This is a genomic window from Pontibacter silvestris (assembly GCF_020907275.1).
Classification (GTDB): Bacteria; Bacteroidota; Bacteroidia; order Cytophagales; family Hymenobacteraceae; genus Pontibacter; species Pontibacter silvestris.
The window spans coordinates 56,231-69,057 of sequence record NZ_JAJJWI010000015.1 but is presented as its reverse complement, the minus strand read 5'-3'; the positions used below and the strand labels follow the sequence as shown (position 1 = coordinate 69,057).

Below are 12,827 nucleotides of genomic sequence, written 5' to 3'. Positions count from 1 at the left end.
TTTGTTGGTGTGCTCCAAATCCGCGAGGACTCATTTCCCGTTCGGCACTGCTTTCTTTACTCATATTGATTTCTTAGTTCACGTTCGTAAATAAGAAAGTAGCCCTGTGCGTTTACATAAGAGCCACAAGCTTAGCTTTCAGATTGCATTAATATTTGATGATTTTAAATGCCTTTACTTTGCCCATATAACTAATAGTAAGCAAATAGATTCCTGGTTGTAAACTGGCACCAATTGTTACTTCGCCCTTACTTTTCCCTTCCATTATTTTAGCTCCAATAAGGGTAGCAATACTATACTCAAAAGAGAAAGCAGCTTTTAAATGTATAGCAACAGAAAATGGGTTAGGTGCATAACTAAACTCAAAGTCCTGCTCGTCATCAATGCCTGTTACAGCGCAAGGCACATTACCTGTTTCGCCTCCTACACATTGGCTACAGTCATCTATGTAAGCTGTACCGTCTAACACACCACTACAGTCTAACCTCGAGTCGCCGTACACAATACCTCTGCCAGCTGTGGCAACATAAAGCCGCCCGTACACACGCGGGTCTCCGGTTATGTCGTTTACACCTCCGAACTGGTGCTGCTCATCGTTGATTCTAGTCCAGGTAGCCCCTGCATCATCTGACCTGAAAAAGCCAGGCTCATTATTAACTTTTCCTGCTATATATACAGCAGGATAGGCTTTACCGGCAGCAGCTTTCCCAAAGCCAACTTTAACAGCTTCCTGCACATTAGTCAGCTTCGTAAAGTTTGCACCAGAATCAGTGGTTCGATAGAGCCCACTGTTAGGATTCGTAAGCCACAGATCACCTTCTACACCAAAAACAGGAGAGATAGAGGCAGCCCACGCCTGCCAGTCTGGTACTGAGACTAAACCAGAAGCGACAGGAGTAAAAGTTCTTCCTCCGTCAGTACTCAAAAGTACACTTCCGGCCTCTTCATCATATACATAAAACTTTTTAGAGTTTACTCTGTCTGCAACAGGCTTTAAGCCTGCTCTTGTTACTCCGCTTGCAGCGCTCCAGGTACTGCCTTTATTGGTTGAGTAGTATATGCCTGCTACTCCGCCGGGAGCCCATAAAAAGGTATTGCCATCTGCTGAAACAGTGATATTGCCACCACCTGTGGCACCAGCTGGATAGCTGGTAAAACTTGTCCAGGTATCACCTCCATCTGTAGAATAAGAACCATAATTACCGTTAGCATCATAGTAAGTTCTTGCCACGATTGAAGGTTGCTTTTCAGCAAAAGTAATACTGGTATTGGTGCCATAGTTAGGAGACAAGCGGCCTGCCATTGGCGAGATATCCAGGTCATCATGCTTAAAACCATCTATATCGCCTAAAGCACTAAGTAAATGTGCTCCATCTGGTGGGCTAATTAATTTCAAGGGCACCGTTTCTTCCAGTCCCTGATTCTGAAATGTCCACTCAATAGCTGTACCCTGATCTGCTGCAGTAAGGTTAGTCGTATTGTACACGCCATACCCAGTTACAAACCAGGCATTATCAGAGTCGAAAGGATCAATGGCAACATCACCTATCCAGTGCGGATTTGAACTGGCAGCATAAGGTGCAAGCGAGTGGTTCCAAGTTGCATCATTAAGCAGCACCTGCCATGTTTCTCCACCGTCTGTACTGCGAAACACTTCATCACCAGGCCACCACCTGTTAAGGGTAGATACCAGCAAGGTTTCAGGATTTTGCCTATCCAGAGAAACTCCGGCATAGCCCCCCTGACCAGCTGGAGGATCAATGTTAGTCCATTGGTTGGAGCCTGTGTTTAGTTTCCATACTGCTCCGGCAGTAACACCATTGGGACCAGGACCATCGGCATAAGTTATGTAAAGTATTCCGTCTGTGGCCAAAGCTGCCTGTTGAGGCATGTAATTGGTTGGCTGATTGGGTACAGCTTGCCAAGTACTCCCGGCATCTGTGCTCCTGTAAAGATTATTACTCTCTTTTTGAAGAACTCCAACATAAATGGTTGGTGTAGCGCTACCTGTTGTTCCGCTGCTTTTGTCAAACACTACAAACGACAAGCCCCCTGACCCTGCGGGAGAAGATGCCACTGGGAAGGTATTTACTTTGCTCCAGGTGGCGCCATAGTCTATACTTCGCCAAAGGCCATCAGTACTGGAACCAAGATATAATATATTACCTGAATTTGGATCAACCTGTAGCCGCTCTCCTGCTGAACGACCATCTTCGTTTCCGCCTAGTTTAATAGGCAGTTCTGTTCGTGTCCAGGTGCCCCCTTTATCTATAGATGCTAATATGGCGCCTGTGCCTGCCCAAGACTGGGTATAGAGACCGGCAGCAATGTATACTCTTTTTGGCTCTGACGGATCAGTAGCCAAACTTAAAACACCTGTATAGTTTTGCTCACTCCTACCCAGATGATCTGTAATTGGAACCCAATTATTGTTAGTGGCATTCCAGCGATAGGCGCCTCCAACATCGGTGCGGGCGTAGACTAAATCTTTTTCAGTAGGGCTATAGATAACACCTGTTACAAAACCTCCACCCTGAATCTGTACATTCTTCCATTGATAAGGTTCTGTTGTTTGTGCCCACCCTTTCAGATAAGAAGATTGGAGAGAGAACAGGCAAAGCAAAACCAATAGCCATCGTTTATGCCCCTGCACCAGAACATGTAGCTTTTTAAAGCTAAACACCTTCTTAAGAAGCAACTGTTGTATAATTAAAAATGGGTACAGCTTCATCATAATTTTCCTCCCTAAATAGCATTTCATATAAGATTTATCAACTGCGATAACAAAAAAGCCTATACTTAATTAACAGTTGTAAGGCAAATATAGCTATGAATAGCCGCAGAGAAGGGTATCAAATGTTTCTAACTTGTAGCTTGGCTGTTAACGTTATAGATTATAATAGCTTTTCAATTAGCAGGAGATCAGTACACAAAGGGTTATTACTTTATGTTAGCATAGGTATAAAAAAGTTGAAGCGGCAGAATATGCCGCTTCAACTGAAAAGGTATCAACAAAGAGATTGTCTTTGCTACGTCTTGCTAAAAGCAGATAATGTCACAAAAGTCAGCTACTAAGGGTGGTCTATTTCTTCTTGCCTTTAGTAGCACTTTTGATCGCCTTGGAATATTTGGCAACCACCTTTATGGTAGTGTCCTTATCAAAGACTGAGTTTAGCCCCTGCTCCTCCTGCGGCGGATCTCCCATTAAATCGTCACCATTTTGCCAGAATTCCCGGTCTGGGTTTGGACGGGCTGTTCCACCAAAAGCCCAGAAGTTACAACCAGCCAATGTTCCGCCTTCTTTCGCACTCTGCAACACTCTGCTAAACACATACTGATAGTACTTGTCTCTGTTAGTGGTTTTATCATCCAGTGAATAGGTGTGGTTATCACGCGGAAGACCAAACTCCTCCATTACGATTGGCTTGTTTAACTCACGGGCAACCGCTATGTGATCGTTCATGTACTGTTTAGTTTCGGCAATCGCATTATCAATGGTGCCGCTTATGTTCTCTGAATCTAACCACCCCCAGTTCTTAGGCCAGATGTGCATGTTCAGGTAATCAATATTAGGGTCAGCATGAATCCGTTTATAAACCTCCATTGACTCTTCTGTACCATGCTGCCCTTCTGAACCCGTCGATACCAAGTGGTTTTTGTCTACAGATTTGATTAAGGCAGCCGTGTTGCTGATCCACTCTTCAAAGGCAGGGAGATTTTCCTTAGAAAAAGCACGAGGCTCATTGGCTATCTGCCAAGCCATAATAGTAGAGTCGTCTGTGTATTTTTTATTGGTGAACTGGTTCGTGCGGCTTAGCAGAAACTTTATATACTCCCCAAACTGCTCTTTGCAAGGTTCGCAGTTATGGAATTGCCCTGCATAGCGCATAAACCCTGCCCAGTCGTTGTTATTTGCAAGGGCATAAGGTATTTCGCCGTAGCCATTCCAGTTTAGGTACTGCGAAAAGCCACCAGACCACTCCCAGCTATTGTTAAGGTACAAGACAGCTTTCATATCTCGCTTGCCCATTTCTGCAAGTAAGAAATCCAGACCGGCCAGAATGGTATCGTTATAAACACCTGGCGACATTTGCAAACCCGGTGTAGCTCTGTAAGGCTGGTTATTTGGTCCTTCGGCTCCTGCCAGAATCCTGAGGTTGGTTATGCCATTTTTCTTCATGAAATCCAGCTCTTTTACCAGTCTTTCACGGTCGCCTCCTTCCCCTGTAGAGGCAAGAATAGAACCGTACCAGTAGTTGGTGCCTACATAATAATATGGTTTCCCTTTTAGGGTAAGCTGCTCACCATCTCTCTTAACAAAGTCAGATGGTATCTGAGCCTGCAGCTTTGTAAAAAGCAACAAAGCCAGCAGAACTAATATGTTTCTCTTGATCATGTATGAAAGTTCTATTGATAAAGCACATGTATCAGAATGTTGTTGGTACCTGTGTCTTTAATTAGGTTTATATAAATGTAAGGTTATTGAACTTTCCAATCGTCTGTGCGGAAGCTGGAGGCTGGCAAACCTGCTGTGTTAAACAAGTTAGGATCTACGGCATTGCTCCACTCGAACCGAACAGCCACGGGGTTCTTCACAGACTTAGCCTGCACTACTACTGTGTTACCATCGATTTTTGCATTTGCTTTTACAAATTTCTGATCAGGACCAGCAATTTCGAAGCCTGTAAGTTCTTTTCCTTTTGTTACCAAGCCTTTGCCTATATGGTCAAAAAATATTCGAATCTTTTTTCCCTCCACTTTCATGTCACGATAGAGCGGACCAGAAAATACGATATCCTTTTTGCCATAGGTCTTGTTTAAGGCCCAGTTTGCCAAACGAACACCTACATCAATTTTGTTAGTTGGATGGATATTATCGTTATTACCGATGTCGCTTACCACCACCATGCCCGTATTGGGTACACGCAAGCTTCTACGTTGCGCATCTCTTAACAAAACTCCTTGCTGCGGCGCATAGTCTTTCCAGGGAGCAATCTGAACAAAGTAAAATGGGAACTTACTGTTCCACTCGCTTCTCCAGTTTCTGATTAGTGCAGGAAGCAACTGCGCATATTCTTCCGGGTTTCCAGTATTCGCTTCGCCCTGGTACCAGAGCGCACCTGCAATTTTGAAAGGAATAAGTGGCGCAATCATGGCATTGTATGCTTTGCCAGGTTGCACTGGTCCCCACTCTACTTCTTTTAGCTCCGCAGCAGCTTCGGCCAGTTCTTTGTCTGCAGCTATGGTATCTGCGTTCATCCATATCTCGGCAGGCGTACCTCCCCAGCTACTGTTAATCAGTCCTACCGGAACATTCAGGTTTTGATATAGCTCCCGACCAAAGAAGTAACCAACGGCGCTAAAGTCTATCATCGTTTTAGGTGTACATACCACCCATTCCCCATTAAGATCCAGCTGCGGTGCATCAGCAGTTCTGTGCTGTACACTAAAGAAGCGTATGGATGGGTAATTTGCTTTGGGTACTTCCTCGGCTGCATGGTCTATTCCTGCTCTGGCTGTCCACTCCATATTAGACTGGCCGGAACATAGCCACACTTCCCCTATCAGCACATCTTCTATTTCAATAGTATTGTAGCCCTGCACTTTTATAGTATAAGGACCACCTCCTGCAGCTGGTGTTTGCAGCTTTACCTGCCATTTAGCAAGATTATCTGCTTTTACTTTGATGGGGGTGTTATTCCAGCTTGGAATAACTGTAACTTCTTCACCAGTCTTAGCCCAGCCCCACACGGTTACTTCTGAATTTTGCTGTAGTACCATATGATTACTAAACACAGCAGGTAATTGAACGTTTCCTCTTACATCATGCACCATGAACAGGAAAAGGACTGGAAGCAGAAGCGTTATTAAAAATGAACTCTTCGACATAGTTTAACAATTTAATTAGCAATAATATAGAAGCAAAAGCAGCTACTTAAACCGATAGCTGCCTTTCACTTTTGTCACTGTTAATTTTTTTTTAGACAGACTTACTTAGAAGACAACAATAGCATTACCACATCATGGGCAGGCACTTCAGCTTTGAAAGCTTTCTTTGTGTTGCCCACATCCTTTTTAGTCCACAGGTTACGCAGCTTATAAGTTGTTTTTGACGCATTCAGCTCTCTCTTAGAAAGCTCATCTGTAACAGGCGTATTTTTCCAATCGAACTCAACCTTTTGCGGTTGTTTACTACGGTTTAAGAAAACTACTGCCCACTTGCCACCATCTAATGGCTTAAACCATGTTTCCAGGCTGTCTTTGCTGGCGTATTTAAACCCTTGTATACCCAGCTTGTCCTGATTTACTGCAATTACTTCTTTATTGGTAAGAATGTCAGTAGTTTCCTTGCTCATGCTACGCAAGTCGTTGCCGGCAATAAGCGGGGCAGCAATCATGCTCCACATTGTAAAGTGTGCACGATCTTCGTTTGCAGGCATTCCGTTACCTACTTCCAGCATGTCCGGGTCGTTCCAGTGTCCTGGGCCTGCATATTGGCGCAATCCTTCCTGCTTGTCCAGAATCTGCATTACACCCCAAGACTGCCATGTTCCATGGTCTTCAATGCAGTCGAAGCAGTTGTAAATGTCTCCGGTAGTTCTCCACAAGTGTCCTACTGTCTGGCCCCACTCCCAAGGCTTATCATTTCCCCACTCGCAGATGCTTAACACGACTGGTCTGCCTGCTTTTTGCAAAGCTGCGGTCATGGTTTTATAAGCCCCTTCAGCTTTCAATCCTTCAGTGTTACACCAGTCATACTTCAGATAGTCTACACCCCAGCTGGCGTACATCTGCGCATCCTGAAACTCATAACCACGGCTACCTGGCCTTCCGCCACAGGTCTGAGAACCTGCATCAGAATAAATGCCAAACTTCAATCCTTTCGCATGAATATAGTCAGCAAGCGCTTTCATACCCGATGGAAAACGCTTTGGATCTGGATGAATAAATCCTAAGCTATCGCGCTCACCATGCCAGCAGTCGTCTATGTTGATGTAAGTATAACCTGCATCTTTCATACCTGAAGCTACCATGGCATCAGCTACTTCTTTAATTAAGTTTTCGTCTACGTTACAAGCAAATTTATTCCAACTGTTCCAACCCATGGGAGGGGTTAAAGCCAAACCTTCGTACTTTTTGTAATTCTGTTCATAGTTATTTCCCTGACTAAAGGCTGTAACTGAACAAGTTAGTAGTATTAGTAATGAAAGGAGTTTTTTCATTGAGTTTTAACTATTGAAATTAATTATAAAGAATAATTTTACTGCTATAGTTTTACTGAAAAAGAGGACTTGATCAAGTATGGTTTCAGCATAAACAAACAGGAGACTGCCCCTGAATTGAAGCAGCCTCCTGTTTGTAGATTGGTTGTTAATATCCTGGGTTTTGAGTTATTCCCCAAGCCTGGGCTTCGTTAATTGGAATAGGTAATACTGGCATTGGGTTAACTGAACCAGAAATGCTACGTTCTTCAGCTTCTACGCGAACTTCATCTGAATACTTTTCTTCTAAAGCATCAAAATATCTACCTGTTCTTACCAAGTCATAGTATCTAAGAGACTCCATACCTAACTCTACCCTTCTTTCGTGCCAGATGGCTTCCAATAAATCCTGGCCAGAAGCAGTAATATCTGGTAGCACTCCCGATAAGTTCTCGTACGGCACATAGCCTGTTGCTCCTTCTGCGGTTGATCCTTTTGGTCTTGTGCTATTTCTGGCTCGCTGACGTACCTGGTTTACCAAACTCTGGGCTTCAGATTCGTTTCCTAAGTGATAAGCCGCTTCTGCCTGCATCAATAACACATCAGCATAACGGAACTTGATAATGTTTTTAGGACTGTTTTGCGTATCGCTTGGCCTGGCGCTTGGTTCAACAAAAGCTTTTCTGTTTAAGTACCCGGTTTCATTTTGCCCCGGATAGTCTATTACCTGAAGCTCCCCTGCCACAATATCTCCATCTGAGTAAACTGTTACTGGCAAACGTGGATCTCTGCCTTCAAACTCGCTTACTAAATCCTGAGTTGGGTTGTTGAAGCCCCAGCCCCAGGTAGAACGGTTGTTTTGAATTACGTTGTTCACCGTTCCTGTTTTAGGAGGGCCCCAACCTGTGGCAACATCTGAAAATTGAATCTCAAAGATAGACTCTACATTATTTTCATTCTCAATTTCAAACAACCCAGCGTAGTTAGAGAACAGAGAGTACTGCCCTGAAGTAATAATAGCATTTGTCTGATCATATACATCCTGCCATGTTACCCCATTAGCATTATCTGTACCAAGCTGATACATGTAAGCTCTGGCTAAATAAGCTCTTGCTGCACCCTGTGTTGCACGTCCTAAGTCACTGCCAGCATATTCACCTCTTTGCGGAAGCATTTCTATAGCCTGCTGCAAATCATTCTGAATGAAAGCATATGTATCAGCTATTGAAGCTCTTTCAAGCTGGCCCCATTCTGAAATTGGAAGAGGCTCTTCCATAAGAGGTAAACCTCCAAATTTGGTAACTAAATTAAAGTAGCTGTATCCTCTCAGGAAGTAAGCTTCACCTAAAAGCCTTGTTTTCAGCTCTTCGTTTATGGACGATGCAGGAAGGTAAGAAAGTACCTGATTTGCTCTGTAAATTGCTGTAAACATGTTGTTCCAGGTACTAGAGGTTATAGGAGAGTTTGTTAAAGTTCCCCATCTTTCCATCTGCTTTATCTCAATAAAGTCGCCGGTAGTACTCCCTTTTTTAGCATCATCAGAAAGTACGTCACCGTACATCCATTCAAAAGTGTTGCTGGAACCAGTCACGCCACCTGCATCCCAACTGATGGCATCATAAATACCATTAACCGCTAGTACTGCGTTCTCTGGGTCTTCGTAAAAAGTTCTGTCAGTTTCCACCCCAAGCGGCTCCTTATCTAGGAAGTCCTCACACGCCTGGCTCGCAAAAGCTAAGGCCAAGATGGGTACAATATGTTTTATAAATTTCATTTTAAAATTCATTACTAAAATTTTCAAATTAGAAAGTAACGTTTAGTCCTCCAATAAATGTCCTGGCTTGTGGATAAGTAGCCATATCTACACCATAGTAGTAAGGGTTATCCCACAGGTCTCCAACTTCAGGCTCATAACCTTTATAATTTGTGAGGGTGAACAGGTTATCGGCAGAAACATAAACTCTCAATGCTTTAACTCCGATTTTGCTTGTCAAGCCTTCTGGCAGTGTATAGCCAAGTTGTATGTTTCTAAGGCGTATATAACTACCATCCTCTACATATCTGTCTGAAAATGCAATATTTATATTCTCGTCAGAAACAGTCATTCTTGGCTCATTTGTATTCGGATTATCAGGTGTCCATCTATCCAAGCGAGATTCATAAGAGTTCCAGATACCTGTAGAGTTTGCCGTAAATACAGACATGGCATTTACTGTTTCATTACCATACACGCCCTGGAAGAAGATTTTAAGGTCAAAGTTTTTATACTCCAAAAATGCATTGAAACCATAGGTGAAGTCTGGCATCGCACTTCCTAGCTTCGTTCTATCTTCATCATTGATAACACCATCATTATTCAGGTCAACAAACTTCACATCGCCTGGCTGTGCATTAGGTTGTATAAGGTTTGTTGCGCCTGTTTCCGGATTAGTGTAAACATAAGAGCTTACTTCCTCCTGGCTGTTGAAGATTCCGTCTGTCTGTCTTCCATAGAAATAGGCAAATACTTCGCCTTCTTCCATTCTGGTGACGTTACCTAGCCTATGCACATCGGCACTAGTAAAGGCCTCTCCACCACCAAGGCTCAAGACTTTGTTTCTGATGAAAGATGCATTAACTCCTAAATCGTATCTAAAATCGCCTTCGCTTTGTCTGTAGTTAACAGCTGCTTCAAAACCTCTGTTTAACATGTCTCCGGCATTTGCAGCAGGAGCAAGTGCACCTATATAAGCTGGTATTGGCGCCTGAACTATTAGGTCTCGCGTTCTCTTATCAAAATACTCCAGAGTTAAGTTCAGTTTATTATTCAGGAAACCGGCATCTATACCCACATTCGTCATTGCGGATGTTTCCCACTTAAGGTCTGTATTTCGGATAGTAGTGTTTGCTCTACCTTCGACAACTTCTCCACCAAAAACATAGCGTTGCTGTGGTTGTACCACATAGCTGGTTGATGTAGTACTTACAATACCCTGATTACCTACTTCACCATAACCTGCTCTTATTTTTAAGTTAGATAACCAGCTTATGTCCTGCATAAAAGGCTCCTCCATTACATTCCACCCCAAAGAGAATGACGGGAAGTAACCAACTCTGTTGTCTGGTGTAAATCTTGAAGAAGCATCTCGTCGAACGGTAGCTGTAAGCAGATACTTGCCCATGTAGCTATAGTTTAAACGGCCAAATACTGAAAACAAGCTACTCTCCTCTGCAAAACTGCCAGCTTGATAGGTTGTGCTTTTTGCAGCACCTACATAAAACTGTGTAGGGTCGTTCAGAATATTATAACCAGTTATATTTACATTATCAGCATGTTGTGTCTGCGCTTCCTGACCAAGCATTGCATTGATACTGTGGTTCCCAAACTCTTTGTTGTAATTAAACACGTTTGACCAAGTCCACTGCCAGCCGTTTTGTCTTTCATCATACAACTCGCTCTGCGATCTAACTTCATTTGGAGATATTTCAAACTGCGGCAAATATTCTCTGATTTTATTGAAGCTCATGTCTCCACCAAAGGTAGAGCGGAACGTTAAGCCATCTATTATTTCTGCTTCACCATACACAGTACTTACTATTCTATTCTGCTGTGTAGTTAAGTTTTGTGTTTCGTTTGCAATTCGAAGTGGGTTATTACCTGTACTAAATTGCGTAGCCTGCCCATAATTGTTTGTTGCAGAGTCCCAGGCTGGCGTAAGCGGAGACGTTACTGCAGCTGTAGTTAGAACACCTGCATACTGATCTATCTGATAATTGTTAAACCTGGCATTAACATAGTTCAGGCTCCAGCCACCTCTGAACCTGGAGTTAAATGTATAGTCGTTGTTAGCTCTTATCAGGAACTTTTTCATGCCGGTATTTATGATAGTACCGTCCTGATTGAAGTAAGTAGCTGACACGCTGTACTTAGACTTTTCTCCACCTCCATTCACAGAGAAGTTATAGTTCTGAATTGGAGCATTTTGATGAATAACCTCTTCCTGCCAATCAGTACCTTCTAAGTTATTATCAATGGCGTTACGCATGATAGCATAATTAGTGGCATTGAACTGATTAGGATCAGTCACATCAATGCCATCATTTGTATATGCCTCCAAGTATAATCTTGAATATTCTGCAGCATTAGTCAGATCCAGCGTGCGCCATGGATTCTGAATACCTGCATACATATTAAAGTTAAAAGTAGGCGCACCAGCTTTACCCTTTTTTGTAGTAACTATGATAACACCATTAGCACCTCTGTTACCATAAATAGCTGTAGCAGAAGCATCCTTTAACACTTCCATAGATTCAATATCAGTTGGAGCAAGATATTCTATACTTCCTACAGGATAGCCATCTACTACATATAATGGGTCACTTGCACCAAAAGAACCGATACCTCTAATTCTTACTTTGGCACCAGTACCCGGCGCACCAGAACCAGGCGTAATTTGCACACCAGCCACTTTACCCTGCAGTGCCTGATTTACATCCACAGTAGCTACCTGTTGGATTTTTTCTGTTTGCACAGTTGATACAGCTCCTGTTACATCACTTTTACGCACAGTACCATAACCTACTACTACCACCTCTTCCAGTGCCTGAGCGTCTGTACCTAGCTGAACATTTACATTTGTTCTGCCATTAAGCGGCACTCTTTGAGTCTCATAACCAATAAATGAGAACACTAATGTTGCGTCTGTGCTAGGCACATTAATAGTAAAATCCCCATTAATACCTGTAGCAGTACCAGTTGTTGATCCATCAACCAGCACCGTTACACCCGGAAGAGCCTCACCTGTAGTGGCGTCTGTAACAGTACCTGTAATTTGCTGCGTCTGAAAATTTTTACCATACCTTCCAATTGCGGCACCTACATCTGCAGAACTACTATTGCTTGGCACAGCTTCGGCATGTATTTGGCCTACACCTGCTATTAGCAGTAAAGCAGCCAATCCTGAAGCGACTTTTCTTTTAGACAAAGACTCTTTATTATTGAAGTCTTTCCCTGTAAGTCTTTTATCCTTAGACATATATTGATCTGTACTTATTAAAATATATTAATAACTGTTTAATAATTCATCTTTCATTAAAACTGCCCTAAGCTTTGGCAGAAAACCCAGACTATTTATATAAAGAGACTTTGTTAGAAAATTGTGCGACAAAAATTTATTTTACACTTAGCGTTTATTGATTTTTTTTATCAATTACATAAACACTTTATGCAATAATTATCTGTTTTTAATTTCCTAGCACCTTATTTTATTTTACAAGCCAATTGATTTATTTAAATGTTTCCACTTAAAATATTGTTATAAAAAGGAATAGCAAATGATTTTGCCCTTATACTTCATATTTTCCATTAAGTTTCAACTATCTAACCAACGTTAGTTTCACATACAAAGATAGGCAGTATCTATAACAATTATTAACACAAATTTAACATTTTATGTATGTAAACTAACACTAAATAGGTTTTCTTAACCTAACTATTCCATAAAGGTTTACAGCTATCTTGGCTGGTTAACGTAAGACAGTAGCCACTACAGTTTTTTTACTGTCATGTTCAACTAGCTTAAAGTTTCCACACAACATTTTACACTCTAGAAGCAGTCATCTATCTACAACTGGTCTTAAGCAAAC

The 12,827-nt window shown here is 42.3% G+C and carries 6 protein-coding genes; all 6 read right to left on the bottom strand.

Annotation, left to right across the window (positions count from 1 at the left end; translation table 11 throughout):
- Positions 1–148 precede the first annotated feature (148 nt).
- The 6 genes from LN995_RS14315 to LN995_RS14290 all read right to left on the bottom strand — a co-directional run bounded on the left by LN995_RS14315 (position 149) and on the right by LN995_RS14290 (position 12,217).
- Complete coding sequence (locus LN995_RS14315) at positions 149–2,734, bottom strand: xyloglucanase (RefSeq protein ID WP_229961770.1); 2,586 nt, start codon at positions 2,732–2,734, stop codon at positions 149–151.
- 348 nt (positions 2,735–3,082) lie between these two features.
- The gene (locus LN995_RS14310; RefSeq protein ID WP_229961769.1) at positions 3,083–4,396 is read right to left on the bottom strand and encodes a glycoside hydrolase 5 family protein; all 1,314 of its coding nucleotides are present in this window, start codon (positions 4,394–4,396) and stop codon (positions 3,083–3,085) included.
- A gap of 83 nt (positions 4,397–4,479) precedes the next feature.
- Positions 4,480–5,889 (bottom strand): sialate O-acetylesterase, encoded by a 1,410-nt coding sequence (locus tag LN995_RS14305; RefSeq protein ID WP_229961768.1) that lies wholly within the window; start codon positions 5,887–5,889, stop codon positions 4,480–4,482.
- 101 nt (positions 5,890–5,990) lie between these two features.
- Entirely contained in the window at positions 5,991–7,223 is a 1,233-nt protein-coding gene (locus tag LN995_RS14300) for a glycoside hydrolase family 27 protein (RefSeq protein ID WP_229961767.1), read from the bottom strand.
- A 148-nt stretch (positions 7,224–7,371) separates the two neighbouring features.
- Entirely contained in the window at positions 7,372–8,976 is a 1,605-nt protein-coding gene (locus LN995_RS14295; RefSeq protein ID WP_229961766.1) for a RagB/SusD family nutrient uptake outer membrane protein, read from the bottom strand.
- A 28-nt stretch (positions 8,977–9,004) separates the two neighbouring features.
- Positions 9,005–12,217, bottom strand: coding sequence for a SusC/RagA family TonB-linked outer membrane protein (locus LN995_RS14290; RefSeq protein ID WP_229961765.1), 3,213 nt, complete (start codon positions 12,215–12,217; stop codon positions 9,005–9,007).
- Positions 12,218–12,827 lie beyond the last annotated feature (610 nt).

Coding starts and splice junctions, on each gene's coding strand:
- LN995_RS14315 (WP_229961770.1), bottom strand. CDS start 2,734: ATGATGAAGCTGTACCCATTTTTAATTATACAACAGTTGCTTCTTAAG.
- LN995_RS14310 (WP_229961769.1), bottom strand. CDS start 4,396: ATGATCAAGAGAAACATATTAGTTCTGCTGGCTTTGTTGCTTTTTACA.
- LN995_RS14305 (WP_229961768.1), bottom strand. CDS start 5,889: ATGTCGAAGAGTTCATTTTTAATAACGCTTCTGCTTCCAGTCCTTTTC.
- LN995_RS14300 (WP_229961767.1), bottom strand. CDS start 7,223: ATGAAAAAACTCCTTTCATTACTAATACTACTAACTTGTTCAGTTACA.
- LN995_RS14295 (WP_229961766.1), bottom strand. CDS start 8,976: ATGAAATTTATAAAACATATTGTACCCATCTTGGCCTTAGCTTTTGCG.
- LN995_RS14290 (WP_229961765.1), bottom strand. CDS start 12,217: ATGTCTAAGGATAAAAGACTTACAGGGAAAGACTTCAATAATAAAGAG.